19 protein-coding genes are annotated in these 21,343 nt (G+C 43.6%); 11 read left to right on the forward strand and 8 right to left on the reverse strand.

Going from position 1 to position 21,343, the window contains the following annotated elements; genetic code table 11:
* Positions 1-21 precede the first annotated feature (21 nt).
* Genes IMZ28_RS01770 through IMZ28_RS01795 form a run of 6 tightly spaced genes read left to right on the forward strand, consistent with a single transcriptional unit; the run spans position 22 to position 4,277 of the window.
* Positions 22-804, forward strand: a complete 783-nt coding sequence (locus IMZ28_RS01770; RefSeq protein WP_197548931.1) for a TOBE domain-containing protein — start codon at positions 22-24, stop codon at positions 802-804.
* A gap of 6 nt (positions 805-810) precedes the next feature.
* Positions 811-1,566 carry a molybdate ABC transporter substrate-binding protein gene (gene modA, locus IMZ28_RS01775; RefSeq protein WP_408646975.1) on the forward strand — a complete coding sequence of 252 codons (756 nt, stop codon included), beginning with the start codon at positions 811-813 and terminating at the stop codon, positions 1,564-1,566.
* Complete coding sequence (locus IMZ28_RS01780; protein WP_197548933.1) at positions 1,559-1,957, forward strand: TOBE domain-containing protein; 399 nt, start codon at positions 1,559-1,561, stop codon at positions 1,955-1,957. Before modA ends, IMZ28_RS01780 begins: the two co-directional genes overlap by 8 nt.
* Entirely contained in the window at positions 1,954-2,625 is a 672-nt protein-coding gene (gene modB / locus IMZ28_RS01785; RefSeq protein ID WP_197548934.1) for a molybdate ABC transporter permease subunit, read from the forward strand. The genes IMZ28_RS01780 and modB overlap by 4 nt, the downstream gene beginning before the upstream one ends.
* Complete coding sequence (locus IMZ28_RS01790; RefSeq protein ID WP_197548935.1) at positions 2,622-3,473, forward strand: ABC transporter ATP-binding protein; 852 nt, start codon at positions 2,622-2,624, stop codon at positions 3,471-3,473. The genes modB and IMZ28_RS01790 overlap by 4 nt, the downstream gene beginning before the upstream one ends.
* Before the next feature lie 18 nt (positions 3,474-3,491).
* Entirely contained in the window at positions 3,492-4,277 is a 786-nt protein-coding gene (locus IMZ28_RS01795; RefSeq protein ID WP_197548936.1) for a methyltransferase domain-containing protein, read from the forward strand.
* Positions 4,278-4,288: 11 nt separating this feature from the next.
* Here IMZ28_RS01795 and IMZ28_RS01800 read toward each other — a convergent pair whose 3' ends face one another.
* The 5 genes from IMZ28_RS01800 to trpA all read right to left on the reverse strand — a co-directional run bounded on the left by IMZ28_RS01800 (position 4,289) and on the right by trpA (position 11,971).
* Entirely contained in the window at positions 4,289-5,179 is an 891-nt protein-coding gene (locus IMZ28_RS01800) for a GGDEF domain-containing protein (RefSeq protein ID WP_197548937.1), read from the reverse strand.
* 124 nt (positions 5,180-5,303) lie between these two features.
* Positions 5,304-6,824 carry a hypothetical protein gene (locus IMZ28_RS01805; protein ID WP_197548938.1) on the reverse strand — a complete coding sequence of 507 codons (1,521 nt, stop codon included), beginning with the start codon at positions 6,822-6,824 and terminating at the stop codon, positions 5,304-5,306.
* A 91-nt stretch (positions 6,825-6,915) separates the two neighbouring features.
* Complete coding sequence (locus IMZ28_RS01810) at positions 6,916-10,311, reverse strand: BadF/BadG/BcrA/BcrD ATPase family protein (protein WP_197548939.1); 3,396 nt, start codon at positions 10,309-10,311, stop codon at positions 6,916-6,918.
* A 75-nt stretch (positions 10,312-10,386) separates the two neighbouring features.
* Entirely contained in the window at positions 10,387-11,184 is a 798-nt protein-coding gene (lgt, locus tag IMZ28_RS01815; RefSeq protein WP_197548940.1) for a prolipoprotein diacylglyceryl transferase, read from the reverse strand.
* Between the two features lie 46 nt (positions 11,185-11,230).
* Positions 11,231-11,971, reverse strand: coding sequence for a tryptophan synthase subunit alpha (gene trpA, locus IMZ28_RS01820; RefSeq protein WP_197548941.1), 741 nt, complete (start codon positions 11,969-11,971; stop codon positions 11,231-11,233).
* Between the two features lie 281 nt (positions 11,972-12,252).
* Here trpA and panB point away from each other — a divergent pair, with 281 nt between their 5' ends.
* From panB to IMZ28_RS01845, 5 genes are all read left to right on the forward strand, one after another.
* Entirely contained in the window at positions 12,253-13,065 is an 813-nt protein-coding gene (panB, locus tag IMZ28_RS01825) for a 3-methyl-2-oxobutanoate hydroxymethyltransferase (protein WP_197548942.1), read from the forward strand.
* 123 nt (positions 13,066-13,188) lie between these two features.
* Positions 13,189-14,199: a Holliday junction branch migration DNA helicase RuvB gene (gene ruvB, locus IMZ28_RS01830; protein WP_197548943.1), complete on the forward strand. Its 1,011-nt coding sequence runs from the start codon at positions 13,189-13,191 to the stop codon at positions 14,197-14,199.
* Positions 14,200-14,281: 82 nt separating this feature from the next.
* Positions 14,282-15,304, forward strand: coding sequence for an AI-2E family transporter (locus tag IMZ28_RS01835; RefSeq protein ID WP_197548944.1), 1,023 nt, complete (start codon positions 14,282-14,284; stop codon positions 15,302-15,304).
* Between the two features lie 56 nt (positions 15,305-15,360).
* Positions 15,361-16,041: a response regulator transcription factor gene (locus IMZ28_RS01840; RefSeq protein WP_197549767.1), complete on the forward strand. Its 681-nt coding sequence runs from the start codon at positions 15,361-15,363 to the stop codon at positions 16,039-16,041.
* Entirely contained in the window at positions 16,038-17,270 is a 1,233-nt protein-coding gene (locus tag IMZ28_RS01845; RefSeq protein WP_197548945.1) for an ArsS family sensor histidine kinase, read from the forward strand. The genes IMZ28_RS01840 and IMZ28_RS01845 overlap by 4 nt, the downstream gene beginning before the upstream one ends.
* A 62-nt stretch (positions 17,271-17,332) precedes the next feature.
* Here IMZ28_RS01845 and IMZ28_RS01850 read toward each other — a convergent pair whose 3' ends face one another.
* From IMZ28_RS01850 to argF, 3 genes are all read right to left on the reverse strand, one after another.
* The gene (locus tag IMZ28_RS01850) at positions 17,333-18,658 is read right to left on the reverse strand and encodes a (Fe-S)-binding protein (protein ID WP_197548946.1); all 1,326 of its coding nucleotides are present in this window, start codon (positions 18,656-18,658) and stop codon (positions 17,333-17,335) included.
* A gap of 161 nt (positions 18,659-18,819) precedes the next feature.
* On the reverse strand, positions 18,820-20,187 hold the full coding sequence (gene hemN, locus IMZ28_RS01855) for an oxygen-independent coproporphyrinogen III oxidase (RefSeq protein WP_197548947.1): 1,368 nt from the start codon (positions 20,185-20,187) through the stop codon (positions 18,820-18,822).
* Between the two features lie 156 nt (positions 20,188-20,343).
* Positions 20,344-21,264, reverse strand: a complete 921-nt coding sequence (argF, locus tag IMZ28_RS01860) for an ornithine carbamoyltransferase (RefSeq protein ID WP_197548948.1) — start codon at positions 21,262-21,264, stop codon at positions 20,344-20,346.
* Positions 21,265-21,343: the final 79 nt, after the last annotated feature.

The raw sequence follows: 21,343 nt of genomic DNA on the forward strand, positions 1-21,343 counted from the left end.
CTTCTATACATAAAGGCAGGCATGGAACTTTCATCGAAACTAACTGTAAATATGCTGGGTGAACCTTTTTTGTTGGAAAAGCGTATCGAGCTCCTGTATGCGATAGAAAAACATGGCTCCATTTCCAAAGCGGCTAAAGCGGTACCAATGAGCTATAAAAGTGCATGGGAAGCAGTAGATGCAATGAACAATCTTTCTGAAGAGCCGATAGTCCAAAGAGAGACTGGTGGGAAAAACGGAGGCGGTACGACCATAACGCCCTATGGGATGAAGCTTTTGGAAACATACAGGGTTTTGAAAGAGGAGCATGACCGTTTTTTGGAGAGACTGTCACAGATGAGAGATATAGAGAGTAGGGCATTTAAGACCATAGGGAGATTAGCCATGCAGATATCGGCAAGAAACCAGATACAGGGCAGAGTAGAATCGTTGGCTCTGGGGGCTGTCAATGCCAATGTATGCCTCAAGCTTAAAAGCGGGAAGAAACTTGTCTCTGTAATCACCAAAGAGGCTGTAGAAAACCTGGGACTTGAAGAAGGAGAGAGTGTAACGGCTATTTTCAAATCGAGTACTGTTATGCTGGCAGTTCCCGGTAAAATGGAGCTTAGTGCAAGAAACAGTCTTAAAGGGAGTATCACCCGTATTACTGTAGATGAGGTGAATGCTGAGGTAATAGTGGACATAGGCTATCACGATGTGCTGGTTGCGGTCATCACGGTTGATGCGCTAAAAGCGTTGGAACTAAAAGAAGGAAGCAGCGTTATTGCCATTATCAAATCAAGTGATGTAATGCTGGGAAGATAGAGGATAATGATGAAAACAAAACTCTTTATGGCAGCGCTGCTGATATCGACCTGCAGTATGGCTGGCACCATCAGTATTGCTGTTGCAGCCAATGTCTCTTACGCTATAGATGATCTCAAAAAAGCGTTCAACAAACAATACCCGGATACGGATGTAAAAGTAACGCTTGGAAGCAGCGGGAAACTGACAGCCCAGATAAAGAACGGTGCTCCTTACGAAATACTGATGTCTGCCAATATGAAATATCCGGAAGCGCTTTACAAAGAGAAGCTTGCAGTAACAGAACCGGTTGTATATGCCCGGGGATCACTGGCGGTTTTAAGCAGCAGAAAAAAAGATTTTAGTCAGGGGATAAATATAGTACTGGACAAACAGATAAGAGCCATCGCCATTGCAAATCCAAAAAGTGCACCCTATGGGAAAGCTGCTGTCGAGGCTTTAAAGAATGCAGGACTTTACGAAAAAGTCAAACATAAATTTGTGAATGCGGAATCGATATCCCAGACAGTAGCCTATACTGTAACGGCAGCCGATATAGGTTTTATAGCCAAATCATCACTCTATTCATCCAGGATGGCAAGGTTTAGAAGAGGCGACTACTTTATAGATGTGGATCCTGAACTGTATACACCGATCAGTCAGGGAATGGTTATTTTAAAAAAGGGAGAAGAGGAGAGAGAGGTTCGTGCTTTCTATAATTTTATTCTTGGCCCCAAAGCAAAAGAGATATTTGAAAAATACGGGTATAGGGTCAATGAGTAAAATTATCGCAAAGGTATCAACCATACAGAGCATAGAGACTTTGAATATTGTCAGTTTTGAATGTAGGGATACTATTCTGACAATGGTGAGTCTGGAGTTGGGTAATGAGATCAGTGTCGGCAGGGAAGTACTCCTTAATGTCAAGCCGACTTCAATGGCTGTCGGCAAAAATATTCAGGGTGAACTGAGCTATTCCAACCAACTCAATGTAAAAATAGCAGCGTTGAGTGTTGGGGAACTTCTCTGTTCGTTAAAACTGCAGTTTCATGACTTTGTTTTGGAGTCCATAATCACAACAGCCGCACAGAAGAGAATGAATTTGCAGGTCAATGATGAAGTGATCGCCCTGATCAAATCAACAGATCTTTCCATAGAGAAGGTGCTGTCATGAATTTCGAACCTTTTGTATTATCGTTTAAACTAGCGGGTATTACGGCTTTAATACTGTTTTTTATTTCTCTCCCTTTGGCCTGGTATCTGTCACAAACAAGATCAAAATCCAAACCGTTTTTAGAGGCATTGACTGCTCTGCCGATCGTTCTTCCCCCATCTGTTCTAGGGTTTTATATACTTTGGGCACTCTCTTACAACTCACCTGTGGGTGCTTTTTTTGAGGAAATATTCGGGGTCAAACTGGTTTTTAGTTTTGAAGGGCTTGTGATCGCAAGTTGTTTTTACTCTCTTCCTTTTATGGTACAGCCTTTGCAAAACGGCTTTGAGTCAATTAACAGAAATATGCTTGAAGCAAGCTATATTGCAGGTAAATCAAAAGTAGAAACCATCTTTAAAGTGGCACTTCCCAATATGAAACCGGCACTCATGACAGCCATCATAGTTACTTTTGCACATACGGTCGGTGAATTCGGTGTGGTACTGATGGTTGGCGGAAGTATTCCGGGTGAGACAAAGGTTGCCTCTGTTGCGATCTATGAGATGGTTGAGATTATGGATTATACCTCAGCACATATTTACAGTGCGATTATGGTGGGTATCAGTTTTGTGGTTTTGCTCAGTGTATATATTTTTAATGCCAGACAAACGAAGAGGTTCGGGTTATGATACATATTGCAATTGACAAGCTTCTCCATGGATCGGACGGAGATCTGACGCTTGATATAGCGCTTGATATAAAAGAGGGTGAGTTTGTGGCACTTAGTGGTAGAAGCGGAAGCGGCAAAACGACACTGCTTCGTATCCTGGCCGGTCTTGAAAGTGCCAATGGAGAGATAAAGGTGGCAGATACTGTCTGGTTGAACGGGCAAAAAGAGTTAGCTGTTCAAAAAAGAGAAATAGGTTTTGTTTTTCAGGACTATGCACTCTTCGAAAATATGACGATAGAAAAGAACCTGCTTTTTGTAGAAGATGACAAAAAACTGGCAAAGCACCTTTTGGAAGTAACAGAACTTTACACACTGAAAGAGAGGTACCCGAATATGTTGAGCGGCGGACAGAAACAGAGAGTCAGTTTATGCCGTGCTTTAATGAAAAGACCGAAAATACTGCTGCTGGATGAGCCGCTTTCGGCATTGGATCCTAAAATGAGAACAAAACTGCAAAGTGAGATACTGTCACTGCATAAAGAGTTCAAAACGACAACAATCATGGTAAGTCATGATCCAAGCGAAATTTTCAGACTGGCATCACGGGTAATTGTTTTAGATAATGGAAAAGTCATTAATGATGGTCTTCCAAAAGAGGTACTGCTTAAAACATCAGGTTCCCAAAAGTTCTCTTTTGAAGGAGAACTCTTGGATATTGTAAAGGTTGATGTGATCTATGTGGCTATTATAGCGATAGGACAGCAACTGGTTGAAGTTGTTGTCAGCAAAGAAGAAGCTGAGCATTTGTCTGTCGGTGCTATGGTCAGTGTAAGTACAAAGGCTTTCAGCCCGGTTATAAAACAGTGACAGAAAGAGAGGGAAAGAGTGGCACCCAAAGAGCGCGGAAAATATGATCAGAACTTCGACTGTATGGTGGAAAAATTTGAGCATCGTATCTATGGTACGGTGAAGGGAGAATGGCGGCTTAGACTTTTGAAAGAAGACCTCCGGGAACTTTATGAAAGAGAGGTGCTGGATATTTGGGATGCAGGATGCGGATTGGGACAGATGGCACTCTGGTTCGCCCAAAAAGGACATAGGCTGACCTGTTGTGATATCTCCTATAAAATGCTTGAAAAGACCAAGGCTTCTTTTGCCGAGGCCAAGTGCAGGGCACTGTTTTACAAGGCACCGGCTCAAGAGATCGCCCAAAGTATAGAACCTCAGGACCTGGTGCTCTTTCATGCCGTCATTGAGTGGCTTGCCAAGCCTTTGGAGACGCTTCAGGTTGTTTCTGAGAGTGTTAAACCTGGCGGTTCTCTCTCTTTACTCTTTTTCAATTATCACAGTTTTATTTACCGTAATGCTCTTAAAGGAGGATGGCATATCCCTTTTCTGCTGGATAAATCACAGTGGTGGGGCAAAGGAAAAAAGCTTACTCCTCCTCATCCTCAAAAACCGGAAGAACTGATCGGTTGGCTTGAGATGAACGGGTATAAAGTTGAGAGAGTAACAGGTATTCGGGTGTTTCATGACTATATGCATGATGATGCAATGAAAGAGAAGAGTATGGATGAACTGCTCTCCCTTGAGTATCAATATTGCAGAGAACCTATCTACAGTCATATGGGAAGATATGTGCATATATTGGCGAAGAAGAAGGATACTTGATATGAAGCTGACTATCTGCTTACACGGTTTCTGCCGCTTTTCTTTGCTCTATAGAGTGCATTGTCTGCCTTTTTTATGATGCTTAGAGAAGTATCCCCGTTTTCATAATGGCTTATACCGAAACTACATGTAAGTGTTTTGATAACTTCAAAAGAAAACGATTCTATGGCTTTCCGTAAGCGGGTTGCCAGAGTATAGGCATCAGCTTCTGTAGTGGATTCGGACAAAATAATAAACTCTTCTCCTCCCCATCTGGCAAATGTGTCCTGGTTTCGTAATAGACTTTTTATAATTGAAGCGACCTGTATCAAGACTTTGTCTCCTGTATCATGTCCGTATGTATCATTGACTTTTTTGAAGTGGTCTATGTCAAGTAGAATGATCGTGAAAGGTGTATTGTATATTTGTGCATTTCGTAAGGTAGATGAGAGTATTTTATTGAATTTTGTACGATTGTAGATTTGAGTCAATGCATCCTTCTCCGCAATCTGGGAAATAGTCTCTTTTTCTGCAACAACCTGTGAGATATTGTGAAAAGTGACCATATATCGATCCGATTTGATTTTGCTCACCTGCATATAAAAAGTCTGTGTCAAGGGGCCTTTGGGTATCTGTACTATAAGCTTCTGCTTTTTTTTGATTTTTGTGACCCAGTTTATCCCTTCGACATACCTGGTATCCTCTACGACAACCTCTGAGAAGAGTTTACCTAGATATTTTGTTTTTTTTCGTAGATCTTTAACCGTTTCAAAGCCAAAGAAACTCAACCCCTCTTTGTTCATTGCGACTATTTCGGTTTCTGTTGTGATCACGGTTATATTGTTGTTAAATTCAATAAAGGATTTTAGATGACTGTCAAAACGGCTTTTATAGTATGTAATGATCAGAATAATCAAGAACACTATTATTAGGGTATAGAGTATATAAGTTATCATTGTTTCATCTTTGCTCTTGTATAGCACATAACTAAGAAAGGCAGTCTCCTTTCTTACTATTATAGAAGAATATACTTAGTTTTATCCGAAGTTAAATAGGGGATTTGATAATGGACTCTACCAGTTTTGCAGAGGTACCGATTTTTTTATTTACAGGCTGACAGAGGTAATTGTGTATCCTCTTGGGGAGATACTCCGGGACTTCCAATGTCTCAAACTCCTCTTTGGCAGCCTGTTTGGCTTTGAAAAGTGCCATCTGTACTCTTGAGTAGAAGTTTGCAGCACCCTCTCCCGAGGTTTCAATGCTTAAGAAGTTAACCTGCGGGTAACGGGCAGTAACCAGAGACTGGATACCGTCAGAAACTGCCGAAGAAGGCATGCATCCAAAAGGCTTGATGGAGATAACAAGGTGTGCAAGATTATGTCTGACAGCTTCGATGAGGTGTGCGACTTCCAGGTGACCTTCTCCGCCGCTGCATTCCAAAGTGTAGTAGTCTTTGGCAAGATGTGCCAGTTTTTCCATATCGGGAATCTCATAATCATGCAGTCCGATAGCTTTGGCATAGAGTGTAAAGTGGGTTTTGACAGCAGCTTTCCCAGCTTTAATGAGTAATCTTGTTTTGAGACTGGAAAAGTCTATTTTTCTCCCGTTTGATACTTGCAGCACCTCTTTTTTGTAAAGTGCCTGTTCTGCTTCCCAGATACTGAGCATCAGGCGGTTGATGATGGGCTGTGGAGTACATTCGGCCCCTTCCGCTTCAAGAAAACGGTAAAGATTGTAGTTCCCGTCCCCTTCGGTCATTGCTGCCCAGAACTCTCCCATGACCATCACTTTGGGCTTGGGATGGAGACGGTTGAGCTTGACTTTACCAAGCTCACTGCGGCATTTCCACAGTGCTTTGATGAGTGAGCTGTGATTCAAAAAGGCTTGTGCTACGATCTCTTTACACTGTGCCAGCGCCGCATCGGTACTGCCCGCTTCCACTTCGTAGGGGCGCATCTTATAGCCGAGCATATTGACGATATCTCCGATGATGACCGCTTTAATGAGCGTGACAAAGAACTTCGGCGTATAGTCAAGCAGCTGCTCTTCGATCTCCTCGCCCTGGAAGATCCCTTTTTCATGGTCGAAGGAGGTGAGTCTAAAACCTTCAAAGCCTGCATCACGAAGGGCTTTTTTGTATTCGGTAATGTACATTCCAAAACGGCATGGTCCGCATCCTCCGGCAGTGATGTAGACATACTTTCTGACGATCTCTTCAGTACTTAATCCCTTGTTATCACGCAGGTCCTGAAGGTATTTGACCAGGTTTCCTACGGTAAAGTAGGTAGGATTGCACTGTCCCCGGTTCCCGAAGGCTTTTCCGGTTTGAAAAGATTTGAAGTCCGGGTTTGGAAGTGCGATGAAGCGAATGCCCAGTGAATTGAGTGCTGCTTCGATGAGCTTGTCTTGAAGCAGCGTCAATCCGCCTGAGAGAAAGATGGTCTCCTCTTTTGGCGCATACTCGATGGGAGTGTCGGGTGCTTCTCTCCATTGGGATGGGGCTTGATGGAGAAAGGAGAGACCACCTGTTTTTTCGTTTATTTTCATGGAGTTGCAAGCTAAACTCATGAGAGACCTCCTTTAAAGGGAAAAGAGTAAACAGGATAAAACAGAGTGTATGTCTGGTTTGCATTATAGTGCAATATCTTTATAAAATATCTCATACCGATACCTTAGTGTTCGTATTGTTGAAGATTTTGCCTGATTCCTCTCTCCGGGTCTTTGTTAACTGCTGTTTATACTGATCCAGTGTATAGGCAAATGTTTTGACCCGTATCTTGATCGACCCGCCCGGTTTGTTGGCATCGATGTCATGTAAAGTCAGGTGCGGGGTGCGTGATGCGCCGAGTATCTTGTCGATGATGGCATAAGTAGGTGCGTCATGTCCGCACTTAAAGGAGCTTAGATCAAGGACTGCCACATTGGGATGGCGTGCAGCGAATTTGGCTGCCCAGACCTTTTGTGCGGAGTTGGTGGAGAAGTTCTCTTTCCATACATCTCGGATATCATAGGGAGACTCTATGATCCCTGCTTTGATGTCGTCTTCAAAGAAACGCATGAGGTATGCTTTGTCTTTGGGTATAGCGCGCATGGAGAGGGTCTTAAAGCCCAGTGACTGGAACTCATCAAGTACTTCATGGTTGAGTCCGGGATCAGAGTGGTAGGGCCGTGCAAGCAGCAAAATAACCATTTCACCCTCTCTCTCGGCATCATCAAGAATGGCACGTCCCTCTGACATGATCTCTTTGTCGTTCTGTTCCAGAGCTTTCCATGCCTGTTCACAAGCCCAGTTGTTTTCATCTTTGGTAATGTGCAGTTTTTCCTTCCATGTGGCAAAGAGCTGTTCAGCCAGTAGAAGCCTGTTGTCAAAATCAAGTGCATCATCAATATAGACAATGTTTTTTTCTTTAAAAAGGTCCCTTTCTTTGGTAAAAGCAGAGTAGACTACTTTGGGTGTACCCGAGACAACGGGGCAGGAGGTCTGTCCCATCGAGTATGTTACAAACCCGGGCAGATGGGTTACGGCAGGGAACCAGAGATAATGGAACACTTTTTTTGAAAACTTCCCGGAATATAGCAGACTGTAGACATGGGACTGTGCTACTTTTGCAGGATAGCAGGAGTCTACAGAGCCGTATTTCGCCCCCTCCAGATACATATCTTCATTACTGAAGCCTGAAAACTGGATATGGAGCGGATCGATATCGAGGGCTTCGAGGTAAGTACGTATAAAAGGGGCAAGTGAGTAGATATTGAGCACTTTTGGAATGGCTATCTTAAGTGTTTTTCTGTAGGCAGCAGCTTCTTGAGTACTTCTTTTGAAGGGGCGGGTGACCTCTTTACGCAGTGTCGGCCCCCAACCGCCAAGGGTAACCTTGACCTCTTGTTCTCTGATTATGGTGTTTTCTGTCGGCTTTGGCTCAAGAGTGTAAAGTGGTGCAAAAAGTTTGGCAGACTCTTTTTTGACAAGGTTGGGTACACTCTCCTGCAGAGATCGGCGATTTGATTTAAGTGCTTTGAGTGCTTCATGAGACTCTACTGTCCCGTCTTCACAGCTAAAGCCTGCAATATAGCGTGCTGTGTTGCCCGATGGTGTCTGTGTATCGATGAAGGTACGCGAACAGTTGATAGTACAGAAGTTGCAGCGGGTACTTTCATCGGTTTTGGAAGTATAGGTCATCTGCATCGCTTCTTCCATGCCTACAAAAGTAGCAAACCCCCGTTTTTGAACAATATCTCTGGCTTCAAGTGCAGCACCGATAGCTCCCGCCTCTCCGGGATGTGGATGGACATCGACCCTGGCATCGGGAACATCTGTTTTAATGTAGTCGATTTGTGCTTTAAGTGCTGCCTGGTTGTACTGTGTGCCACCCTGCAGGACAAAGTGATTTCCAAACATTGAAAGATTGGGAGTCTGAACGACATACTGCCAGACATTTTTAGGAAGTACTTTGGCTATACCGGCAAAAAGTTCCTCTTTGGTATAGCCCTCTTTCTGGAAGTTGACACGGTCTGTATCGAGGAATACAGCACATCCGTAATTGAACTTTGGTGCCTGTTTGGCTGCAAATGCGACATCGGCAAAAGATTCTATCGGTACACCGAACTGTTTGGCCATGCTCTGCAGCAGAGTACCGTTTCCTGCAGAACACTGGTTGGAAAGACGGAAGTTCTTCATCATGCCATTTTCCATGAAAAGCACTTTGATATCCTGTCCGCCGATATCACAGATGACGTTGATACTTTCGCCAAATGCTTTCTGGGCACTTTTCATATGGGCAATAGTTTCGATGATATTTGCATCTGCCCTGAGAGCCCCTTCGAGTACATCTGCCGCATATCCTGTCACGCCCAGTCCTTTGACATCATAAAGATGATCAGGATCCTGTTCTTTGATCTTTCGCAGCAGCTCCAGCGTATCTTCGATGGGGTTTCCTTTGGAGAGCTGATAGACTTTTAGAAGCAGATTTCCTCTTTTATCTACCAGCACAGCTTTGGAAGAGGTGGATCCTCCGTCGATACCCAAAAAACAAGTGGTTTTTTTTGAAAGTATTGGTGGAGTAAAAGGTTTTATAGTGTATTGGGTTCTGAAGGCTTCAAGCTCCTCCAGACTTGTTACCAGCGGTGTGTCAACATTGTCATTGTGATTGACACTTCCACTCTCTACAAGTGTACGAAGCTGGATGAGCCCACTGAATTTTTGCGTATGGTTGGACTCTCCTTCTCCAAAGATCACTGCACCCAGGGCAGCATAGTACTGGGCATTGTCCGGTATGAGGATAAGTTCATCCAACTTTCCTTTCTCATAAGGTATACCCCTCTCATCCCAAAGTTCGGAAATACGCATACGCCAGCACTCCTGCAAAAAAGGCAGGTAAGTATTGGGTCCTCCAAGCAGAAGCACTTTTGGCATGAGGGTGTTCCCTCTGGTCAGAACAGTGAGGTTCTGCATGACAATTGCATCAGCAAGAGAGTTCATGATCTCCACAGGCGGAACGGATGCCTTGACAAGATTGACAATGTCTGTTTCGGCAAAGACCCCGCATTTGGCAGCAACATGATGCAGTTTTTCGGCACTAAAGCGTAGTTTTGCTATATCTTCTTTCTCCATACCTACCTTCATAGTACACTTCTCTATTGTTGCACCCGTACCTGAAGCACACTTGTCATTCATGGAGGTCAGTACGGTTTTTTTGCCATCTTCGCTCTCTTTGAAATGGATGATCTTTGCATCCTGTCCGCCGAGTTCAATGACAGAGCGTACATCCGGATGAAGATGTTCTACCGCCAGTACGACAGCGTTGACCTCCTGTACGAAACGGGCGTTGAGTGTAGGAGCAATGCGGGAAGCTCCCGAACCGGTGATATAGACTTTGTCTATCCGGGCATATGCTTCTTTATGGGTCACAGAAAGTGTTGTCAGAAGCTTTAAAAGGGTATGTGCCTGTCTGGTATCATGGGGAGTATATGCCTTGGCAATGATGTTGAAATGATGGTCACAAAGAACATATTTGACTGTTGTGGAACCGATGTCGATGCCAAGCGAGCAGCTCATGAACTGCTCGCTTGGAGTAAATCGTAAATGGAAAATGGTGAATAGTGTCGGTATGTTTTTTTTTCGAAAAAGCTTTTATTTACCGGGTACATTTTGTTTGATCTTTTGTAATGATATGAGTAGCCATATAACACCGATGATAATAAATGGCAGACTTAAGGCCTGTCCGGTAGTCAGTGGTAGATCCCATGTATAATCTGCCTGCTTTGTTTTGGTGTATTCCAGCAGGAATCGTACAGTAAACATGTAGGTTAGAAAGAGTGGCGGGAGGATCTTGGTTGATGTGCTGAAACTGACCTTTTTGTATACGATGAGCAATATGGCAAACAGCGTGAGGTAGGCGAAGGCTTCATAAAGCTGTACGGGGTGGCGGGGGAGCATATCGACACGTTCGAAGATGATCGCCCATGGTTTGTCTGTGGGAAGTCCGAGGATCTCGGAGTTGAAGAGGTTTCCAAAGCGTACAAAGGCTGCGGTGAGTGCACCGGGGATCGATACACGTGAGAGAAGCCACAGATAATTTTCCTGATACTTTTTGGTAAACAGGTAAAGTGCGATGAGCACTCCGATAAGCCCCCCATGGCTTGCCAGACCCCCTTTCCATATTTTGAGTATCTCAAGCGGGTGGGCAAGGTAGAAGTCTGGTTCATAGGCTAAACAGTGCATGAGCCTGGCACCAACTACTGCGCCGACCATAATATATATAAGCAGATTATCAAGAACAGCAGGATCTCTCTGTTCCTGTTTGTATACTCTTTGGAGGATCATAAGGCCAAGAAAGAAAGATCCGACAAAAAGCAATCCGTACCAACGCAGCTGCAAGGAGCCCAAATGAAGCAGAACAGGATCGACATTCCAGATAAAATATTCCAAGATAACACCTTCCAAAGCTATGTGAAGGAATTATACATAAAAATATTTAACTGTTGATTTTCTCCTTGATCTCTTTGGCAATAGAGGTGATCCTGGTGATCTTTTGGGTACCACTGAGATCTTCGTTCAGCAGTACTTTGACAAAAGCGGAACCGACAATGACCCCGTCAACACCCTGGGCTTTCTCTTTTGCTGTGTTCTGGTCAACTCCAAACCCTACGTAAACAGGTGTCTCTGTAAAGCTTTTGATATTCTCTACGATCTCCTGGAGATCCTCGCTTTTCCCGCTTCCGGTAATACCCGCATAGGCAACAAGATAGATAAATTTTTTGGCTTCTCGAACGATCTCTTCTATTCGCGCTTTCGAATCTGTCGGAGCGATGAAGTCAATAAGGTCGAGTCCTGCTTTCTCAATGAGGGGTTTATACGGCTGTGCCTCTTCAAAAGGAAGGTCCGGAATGATAAAACCGTTCACGCCTGTTTCTTTGGCTTTTTTGATGAAAGTATCGATACCTTTATGGTAAAAAGGGTTGAAGTAACCCATCCAGAGTGTATCGATATGCGGTGCGATCCTGGCAGAAGTTTCAAAGAGATGTTCAAGTCTAAAGCCGTTTTGCAATGCTTTTAGGTTGGCAGCTTCTATGACAGGACCGTCTGCAACAGGGTCGGAGAACGGCATACCCAGTTCTAAGGTATCAACACCCGATTCTGCGAGGGCCAGTGCGGCATCAATGGTAAATTCCGGTGAAGGGAATCCGGTGGTAATATAGGCGACTAATTGTTTCAATTGGGACTCTTTTTATCTGATATAGTATATAGTTTCAATATTATATGATAAAATGAGTAAAAAAATGGGGTATACACCAGAAGGTGTTATCTCAATTTGATGTCTCTTTATTGCTTTTTTAAGAAAAAGGCAGTACAAAAAAACGTCACTTTGCAACTAAAAATGTATGATGTTTTCAGCGTGTGCTTTACAATATGTACACTTTGGCATCTGTACACCCGGTGTTCAGTGACAGAAATTAAGCATAAAAGGCGACGATAAAGCGCCAAAGGGGATCTGTTATGAGTATGCATACTCCAAGAGTAGATAAAAAAGTGACGTTGAATACCATTGCCCGGATGAAAGGTGTTGAACCGATCACAATGGTCACAGCCTATGATGCATTGTTTGCACAGCTTTTTGACGGTGAGGTTGAGATGATTCTTGTGGGAGACAGTCTTAACATGAGCTTCTTTGGAAAAGAAGATACACTTTCAGCTACGATGGATCAGATGATCTATCATACACAGGCAGTCTGTAACGGTGCAAAAAAAGCATGTGTTGTATTTGATATGCCGTTTGGTACTTATATCACACCAAAAGTTGCTCTGGAAAATGCAACACGTGTCTACCGTGAGACCTGTGCGCAGGCGGTCAAGATCGAAGGAGGCAGGGAAAAAGCCGATATCGTACGGACACTGTCCGAAAACGGGATCGCTGTCGTAGCACATATCGGCTTGATGCCTCAGCATGTACGGAGTGAAGGCGGTTACAGGGTACGCGGAAAAGATGAAGAGGATATTAAAAGACTTCTGGAAGATGCGCTGGAGCTTGAAGCGGCCGGTGCGGTGATGATCCTGATAGAAGGTGTCAAGGCCAAAGCAGCAAAAGCAGTTACTGATGCGGTAAAAGTACCCACTGTCGGGATCGGTGCGGGGAATGTTACTGACGGACAAGTTCTGGTCTGGAGTGATATGTTCGGTTTCTTCGAGGCATTTACCCCCAAATTCGTTAAACAGTACTGTAATGGGGCCAAAGAGGTACGAGAGGGATTGGAACAGTATGTCAACGAGGTAAAAAGCCGTGCATTTCCGGATGAAGAACACTCTTATTAATGAGGAATGAGCAATGAGGAATGAGGAACTTAGAGGAGCGCAAAGGGTGGATTTGTCTATTATACTGCCGATACTACCTGCTACTTATTACCGGCTGCCTACACAAGCTCAGGGAGTTTGCTGATGGAGCGTATGGTCGAGATCGAACGGTTTGACGGAGAAGCCTCTTATGAAGCAACCCTGCGTCCGAACTCATGGGATGAGTATATCGGACAGGAGAAGATCAAGAAGAATCTCCAGGTTTTTATTGAAGCAAGCAAACGGAGGGAGGAGGCACTTGACCATATCTTGTTCTTTGGACCTCCCGGACTGGGCAAAACGACGTTGGCAAACATTATTGCTACCCAGATGCATGCCAATATCAAGACAACTGCAGCACCGATGATAGAAAAAGCAGGGGATCTGGCTGCGCTTCTGACCAATATAGAAGAGGGGGATATCCTTTTTATCGATGAGATCCATCGTATGTCTCCAGCGATTGAAGAGATCCTCTACCCGGCGATGGAAGACTTCAGGCTTGATATTATTATCGGTTCCGGACCTGCTGCGCAGACGGTGAAGATAGATCTGCCGCGTTTTACGCTTATAGGGGCGACAACCAGAGCCGGTATGCTCTCAAATCCGCTCAGGGAACGTTTCGGTATGCACTTTAGAATGCAGTTCTATACACCGGAGGAGTTGGCGAAGATCATTGCACAGGCTGCCTGTAAGCTGGAAAAACCTGCCCATGAAGCAGCAGCAGTCGAGATTGCCCGCCGCAGCAGGGGAACACCGCGTATTGCTCTGCGTCTGCTCAAGAGAGTACGTGATTTCTCCGAAGTGGCAAATGAAACAGAAGTGACACTGGAACGGGCCAAGTATGCACTGGATGAGTTGGGGGTGAACAGCCTTGGCTTTGATGAACAGGATATCCAGCTGCTGGAACTTCTGGTCAGTGCCAAAAACAGACCGATGGGGTTGAGTACCATCTCCGCAGCACTGAGTGAGGATGAGGGAACGATTGAGGATGTACTTGAACCCTATCTTATAGCCAATGGCTATATAGAACGTACAGCACGTGGGCGCATTGCAACCAAAAAAAGTTATGAGCACTTCAAACTGGCTGCTTTCAAGGAAGGTTTATTTGATGAGTAGGCATGTTTATGAATTTTTAGGAAAAGTTTATATGAAAGGGGTTCCAAAAGGGTTTTTGCCTTTTGGATGGAGATAGAACAGTATGAATAAGACCTCATTGCTTATTACAGCCCTTTTTGTATTCGGCCTTATAGGGGCCTACAGTGTCTATCAGCCTTTTCTGCTCTCTTTGACGGTTGCCGTTCTTCTCAGTATGGCGACTTTTAACCTTACCAAAAAGCTGTCTGACTTTACCGGTTCGGCCAAGATCTCTGCAGGTATTTCCACCCTCCTGATGACGCTGCTGCTTTTTGTGCCGATCATCTATTTGGCAACGATAGGAGTAGGGTATATCTCAGAAATCGATAAAGAGGGGGTTAAAGATACACTTGCAACACTGCGGGCTATGGTAGAGAATTTTCCTTTTCTGAAAGAGGTAACTGAGCAGTATTTGAGTGATGAACGTATTACAGAATATATCAAGGATTCAACAGCTTATTTGACTGTGGCGGGAAGTACCGGTTTTGGGTTTATGAAAAATATGTTCTTTGTCGTTTTGTTCTATTTCTTTATCAACTATTACGGGAACCGTTTTTTTGATACGATTCTGGATCTTTTGCCTGTGACGCCGAAAAAAGGTGAAAAGATGATGAAAGAGGTTTCTGCAACGATGGAGATCGTCTTCTATTCCATTATCGTTACAGCGATTTTTGAAGGTCTGTTGTTTGGACTGGCGATGAGCTACTTTGGTTTTAATGGTGTCTTTTTTGGTGTGATCTACGGCTTTGCTTCACTTATTCCCATTGTTGGTGGTATCATTGTATGGGTGCCTGTTTCGCTGTATGCCTGGACAAAGATCGATCTGCAGACAGCATTGTTTATTGCTTCTTATTCGGTGATTGTCATTTCTATTATTGCCGATACTTTCGTAAAGCCGATGATCATCGAAGTGATCAAGAAGGATTTTTTAAAGAGTACGCTGCAGATCAATTCAATTTTGATCTTCTTCTCTATTTTGGCGGGAATGAGTACCTATGGATTCTGGGGGATGATACTCGGTCCTGCGATCACCTCGTTCCTGATTGCGATCACCAAAGTATATCTGGATTATTCAGAAGTGAATTAACCCCCAGTTAAACTTGTTAGTTTACAATATCAATACTAGTATGAAAAGGATGAACCATTATTAAGATACTGATTATAGAAGATGATCCGGAACTGGCACTGATCTTAAGCAACTACCTTACCAAATATGATATGGAGGTAATATGTGCAGAGGATCCCTATATTGGACTCTCTCTATTGACTCAGCATAATTTCGATCTGATCATCCTGGATCTTACCCTGCCCGGAATGGATGGGTTGGAAGTGATTCCCAAAATTCGGGACATTACGGATATTCCTATTATTATCTCCTCTGCACGTGATGATATTACTGACAAGGTGATCGGAATGGAAAGAGGTGCGGATGACTATATGCCAAAACCGTACGATCCCCGTGAACTGGTGAGTCGTATCAAGACGATCCTTCGCCGTACGCACAGTGCAGAAGAGAAGAAAGAAAAGAAAGAGGAGACATTTGTTGCAGACCCGGCTGCACGTACTATCATTTTCAAAGGACACTTCCTGGACCTGACTGCAGCCGAGTATGATATTCTCTCTATGCTAATACAGCATAAAAACGGTTCTGTTTCACGAGAACAACTGCTTTATGAAAGTGAGCATATCGATGATGACAGTTCTATTAAGAATATTGATGTGATCATCTCCCGTATCAGACAGAAGATCGCAAAGATCGACCCTGATCATATTTATATCAAACCGATCCGTGGTGTTGGATACCTCTTGACAGACCGCGTATGAGAAACCTTTCCGTTACTACTTTTATCCATATTCTTTTCTCGGTTGCGATTATTATTCTGATTGCGACCTTTACGCTTTTTCATTACTGGGACAAAGACCGTCAGAAGATAGCAGAGTTTAAACGTTATCAACTTATCTCTCTTACTTTTCTTTCCAATTTAAAGCTTTATCCGTCTCAGGAAGAGTTGAATAAACTGTATGAAGAGCTTCATGTTGAACCACTTCCTCCTGTCAAGGCCGAAGAGATCAAGCAAAAGATCATGAAGGAAGGAGAGACTATTTTCAGCGGCGGATCACAGCAGCTTGGACGTGTACGTGTATTTAGTATTGACGGAGAGCGATATATCTATGTACAGCGTATGTCCTATAATCTGCTGCTTAAAGATGCCGTACCGAAGAACTTCTTTTTTGAGATAGCAGTAACATTGGGGATTATTCTGATTGTACTGCTGCTGTTGTTATATTTTGCTGTACTGAAAAAACTTTATCCGCTCAAAAAACTGCATTGGCAGATACAGCGTTTTGCACGGGGCGATATGAATGTCGAGATCACCTATGAACATGATGATGAGATAGGTAAGATCGCTAAAAGTTTTGATGATGCGATCAAACATATTAATCAGTTGAGCAGATCAAAGAATCTGTTTATGCGTAACTTGATGCATGAGCTCAAAACTCCTATTACCAAGGGCCGTATCATTGTTGAAATGATGGATGATGAGAGTACGAAAAAAGTATTGATCCGGGCATTTGAGCGTATGAATGAACTTATCTCCGAGTTGGCAGAGATAGAGCGTGTAACGACACAGAGTTTTGAACCGGATTTTGAATATACCATGCTTAGCGAGATTGTCAAAGAGAGTAGAGAGCTTCTGATGTCAGAGGGAAACTGTATCCATACAGAAGTGGAAGAGATGGCACTTACAACTGACAAGAAACTAATGGTACTGGTGTTAAAGAATCTTATTGATAACGGTATGAAGTACGGTAAAGACAAGTGTGTACTGGTGCGTACCCGGAACGGACTGATTGAGGTGGTCTCCAAAGGTGATCCTCTTGAACATCCGCTCTCCTACTATACAGAACCGTTCTCTCAGGCTGAAAAACGGAGTTCAGGATTTGGGTTGGGGCTTTACATTGTTGACAGTATTTTGGAGAAAATAGGCTATCGTCTGGCATATAAACATGAAGAAGGAATGAATATCTTCATACTGCTACCGGAGAAGTAGTGATAGAGGATTAGTGATAGTCATAGAGTGATAGTGATAGTGATAGAGGGGAGGGTGGTCTATCACTGTCTGCTATTATTATCATCTTTTAATGCTTCTGCGATCAGCTCCAGCGGATTTTTAAAAATTGTTTCAACGTTCGTATTGTTCATCGCTTCACTAAGCTGTACACGACAGGCTGAGCATTCCGCACTTACATAATGTGCTTTGGTCTCTTTTATCATTGCCGCTTTTGGTTTGCCGGCCGCTTCAGCAAAGTGGAATTTCTCTGTCTGCATGGTGACACCGCCAAATCCGCAACAACGGTTGGGATCGCTCATTTCTACCATTGGATAGTTCGGTGAGAGCAAATTTCTTGGTTCTTGGTAGATTCCCTGTACCTTTCTGGCATGGCACGGATCATGGTAGGTGACCAACTGATCAAACTTTTTCCCTTTTGATTCGAGCAGTTCTTTAAGGTTGGTATTGTCATGCAGCCAGGCAGTTGCCATATGGATCTTCTCAGTGACTTTTTGCGCCCTCTTTTCCCATTCCGGCATTTTATGGTTCTTGAAAAAGACCTGCCAGTCGTGTTTGACCATCGCGGAACAGGTTGCTTCCGGGATGAGCATTGCATCATATTCATCCATAAAACTTTCAAAATATTCAATATTTTTTTTTGTCATATATTCAACTGAATCTACATCACCGGTGAAGTATGCCGGAGCACCGCAGCAAAGCTGTTTTTTGGGTATGAAAACTTCAATATTGAGTTTCTCCAGGATATCTACAAGACTGTCTCCGATTCCTTCGTAATTGTAGTTTGCCAGACAACCGATGAAAATTGCGACACGTTGTTTTTTTTCTGCAGGCTTTGAAGCAGGAATATGTTCGGGATATTTGTTGAGGAAACTTGTTTTCATGAGTGATGGGATAAGTCTGCCTTTTTTCATCATCGGCAGGGAAAATCTTGCTCTGAGACCTCTTCCCTTATTATCTTCCGCCAATGCACAGGTTTTGAACATGAAGCCAAGTTTCATAACAAGATCCATGATTTTACGGTGACGAAGCAGGAAGAAGAACCCTCTTTTAAACCAGGCAATCCCGTATTTGTCAGCAATGTCTGCACGTACCTCTTCAATGACCATATCAGTTGCCAGAGAGTTGGGGCAGACATCAACACAGTTTGTACAGAGAAAACAGCTCTCAAAGATATCTTTTGCATTTTTGTCCAGAGGCAGATGCCCTTTTTGGTACGCGCCCAACAGGTCGATAAAGCCGCGAGGAGAGGTTGTTTCGTCAGGATTGACCTGGTGAATGGTACATACCGGGATACACTTTCCGCATTTGATACATGCATCGCTTGTTTCAGCGAAGTTGAAAATCTCTTCAGGTTTTTTCAAACTCATTCCTTAAGTTTTATAGTTCTTTGTTCATTTTTTTTCTTTGTCCAACCACAAAGAAAAAGAAACGAACCAAAAAAAAGAAAAGGTGGGGAACTGACGTGTTTCAGAAAGCACCTTGTTCTTTTAAGCTTTCAGGTAGCAAAAATACTCTCTGCTGCTTAAGATTATACCGTCTTTGAAAAACTTTTTTTGTTTCCGCCATACTGGTGCATATAGGCATCAAACGGCATAGCGATGTTTCTTATCAGCAATGTTCCTGTTGGGCTTACAGATATTTTTTCGTCTGTAAGAGTTACAAGGTCAGCTTTTACGAACTCCTCCAGAGCATCCAGTGCATCTGCAAAATACTCTTTAAATACGATATTATGCTCCTTCTCTACTCTCCTGATGTCTATGGAGAAGTTTGCCATGAGTTCCATGATGACCGCTTTTCTCAGGTAGTCATCCCCACTCAGCTCTACACCCCGTTCAAAAGGAAGTCTTCCGGCATCAATAGCTGCTTCGTACAGCTTCATATCTTTGGTATTTTGTGCATAGTAACGAGTGCCTTCACCGATACTGGTCAGACCGATACCAATGAGATTTGCTCCGCCTTTTGTTGTGTAACCCTGAAAGTTTCTATGCAGTTCACCTTTTGCTATGGCACCGAAGAGTTCATCTTCAGGTTTGGCAAAGTGATCCATACCTACCATTTTATACCCATTGCTTTCAAAAAAGTCAATAGTATACTGGAATATTTGTAACTTTACATCGGGGGCAGGCAGGGTGGTTTCATCGAATTTACGCATGGTTTTTTTCATCCATGGCACATGTGCGTAGTTGAAGACAGCCAGTCTGTCCGGCTCGAGCGAAAAGGCCTGCTGCAGTGTTGCCCTGAAACTCTCAAAGGTCTGATAGGGAAGGCCGTAAATGAGGTCTACATTGATGGAATTGATACCGTACTTCCGTGCCAGGTCAACGGCTGCTTTGGTCAGCTCATAAGGCTGGATACGGTGTATCTCCTGTTGAACTTTTGGGTTGAAGTCCTGCACTCCGAAGCTGATACGGTTAAATCCGTGTTTCTGAAAAACCTTCATCTGCTCTTCATTGAAAAAACGTGGATCGATCTCTACGCTTATCTCGGCATCTTTGCTCCAGTTGGGGAACTTCCCTTTAATATAAGAGATGATCTCATCCAGCTCGAATGCTTTATAGAAGGTCGGTGTCCCCCCGCCAAAATGAAACTGTATGATCTCCCTTGAAGTATCGAGGTGTTGTGCCAATATATCGATCTCTTTTTTGAGGTACTCGATATAGGTACTGAGTTTTTCCTCTTTGGAGGTAAAAACAACATTACAGCCACAGAAATAGCAGGCTGATCGGCAGAAGGGAAGATGTACATAAAGTGAAAGAGCTTCTTTCCCCTCTTCAAGATATTTAAGATAGTCTTCATACCTGAAGTTGTCACTAAACTCCAAAGCAGTCGGGTAGGACGTGTATCTTGGTCCCGGTTTGGAGTATTTGCTGAATTTTTCTAAATCGATGTTGCTCATTGTTTTCCTTCGGAAAAAGCGTTCAGCATTCAGCATTCAGTGTTCAGAGGTTTTCTCTTTTTCACATTGCTTCATGCTTGTGACGCATTAATATTATTTTTATTTGTTAAAATTCTCAAGGTTCCCTTAACGCTTAGCGCTGAACGCTCGGCTATGTCAGCGATGCTGATCCAGCCATACCATAATCCCTTTTTGGGCATGGAGCCTGTTTTCCGCTTCGGTGAAGATCACCTCTGCATGTTTTTCGAAAGTCTCTTCACTCACTTCATAGCCACGGTAGGCAGGCAGACAGTGTAGAAAAATAGCATCTTCTTTTGCCAGGCTCATCATTGTTTCATCTACCATGTAGCCGGCAAAGGCTTTGAGGCGGATCTCCTTTTCAGCTTCCTGCCCCATGGAGACCCAGGTGTCTGTTGTGACAACATCACACCCTCTGACTGCCTCTTTTGGGTCATTTCCGAAAATAAGTTTTGCACCGCTCTCTTTTGCAAATGCTTCCGCCTGGGCTACGATATCCGGGTCACACTCATATCCTTTGGGTGTAGCTACTCTAAGCTCAAAGCCCATCTTCGCTGCCAGCATCAGCCAGGAGTGTGTCATGTTGTTGCCGTCTCCCACATATGCACAGACAGGATCATCTGCTTTGCCGAATTCGATCATGGTAAGGTAGTCCGTCATCAGCTGTACAGGGTGAAAAGAGTCGGTCAGTCCATTTATTACAGGTACTTTGGAGTAGGCAGCGAACTCTTCAATTTTATTTTGTTCAAAAGTGCGGATCATGACCATGTCAACCATACGGCTGATGACACGTGCAGTGTCTTTCATCGGTTCACCGCGCCCAAGCTGAATATCATTGGCAGAAAGAAAAAGTCCTACACCTCCGAGTTGATAAATACCGGTCTCGAAGCTTACACGGGTGCGTGTAGAACTTTTTTCAAAGATCATTCCCAGTGTCTGTCTCTCCAGATAGGGAACAAACTCTTTGCGTTTGGTCTGTACTTTGATCTTAACGGCAAGATCGATCATCTCCAGCAGCTCTTCTTTCGTAAAGTCTGCCAGCGTTAAAAAATGTCTCATAGGACCATCCTTATTTTAACCATAAAATCAGTTAAAAATTTAAAAGAAATTATTCTACCATAAAATTATTGAGGGTTCT

Origin of the sequence: Sulfurovum indicum (assembly GCF_014931715.1) — a bacterium.
GTDB lineage: Bacteria > Campylobacterota > Campylobacteria > Campylobacterales > Sulfurovaceae > Sulfurovum > Sulfurovum indicum.

Coding starts and splice junctions, on each gene's coding strand:
- IMZ28_RS01770 (WP_197548931.1), top strand. CDS start 22: ATGGAACTTTCATCGAAACTAACTGTAAATATGCTGGGTGAACCTTTT.
- modA (WP_408646975.1), top strand. CDS start 811: ATGATGAAAACAAAACTCTTTATGGCAGCGCTGCTGATATCGACCTGC.
- IMZ28_RS01780 (WP_197548933.1), top strand. CDS start 1,559: ATGAGTAAAATTATCGCAAAGGTATCAACCATACAGAGCATAGAGACT.
- modB (WP_197548934.1), top strand. CDS start 1,954: ATGAATTTCGAACCTTTTGTATTATCGTTTAAACTAGCGGGTATTACG.
- IMZ28_RS01790 (WP_197548935.1), top strand. CDS start 2,622: ATGATACATATTGCAATTGACAAGCTTCTCCATGGATCGGACGGAGAT.
- IMZ28_RS01805 (WP_197548938.1), bottom strand. CDS start 6,824: ATGAGTTTAGCTTGCAACTCCATGAAAATAAACGAAAAAACAGGTGGT.
- IMZ28_RS01810 (WP_197548939.1), bottom strand. CDS start 10,311: ATGAGCTGCTCGCTTGGCATCGACATCGGTTCCACAACAGTCAAATAT.
- panB (WP_197548942.1), top strand. CDS start 12,253: ATGAGTATGCATACTCCAAGAGTAGATAAAAAAGTGACGTTGAATACC.
- ruvB (WP_197548943.1), top strand. CDS start 13,189: ATGGAGCGTATGGTCGAGATCGAACGGTTTGACGGAGAAGCCTCTTAT.
- IMZ28_RS01835 (WP_197548944.1), top strand. CDS start 14,282: ATGAATAAGACCTCATTGCTTATTACAGCCCTTTTTGTATTCGGCCTT.
- IMZ28_RS01845 (WP_197548945.1), top strand. CDS start 16,038: ATGAGAAACCTTTCCGTTACTACTTTTATCCATATTCTTTTCTCGGTT.
- IMZ28_RS01850 (WP_197548946.1), bottom strand. CDS start 18,658: ATGAGTTTGAAAAAACCTGAAGAGATTTTCAACTTCGCTGAAACAAGC.
- hemN (WP_197548947.1), bottom strand. CDS start 20,187: ATGAGCAACATCGATTTAGAAAAATTCAGCAAATACTCCAAACCGGGA.
- argF (WP_197548948.1), bottom strand. CDS start 21,264: ATGAGACATTTTTTAACGCTGGCAGACTTTACGAAAGAAGAGCTGCTG.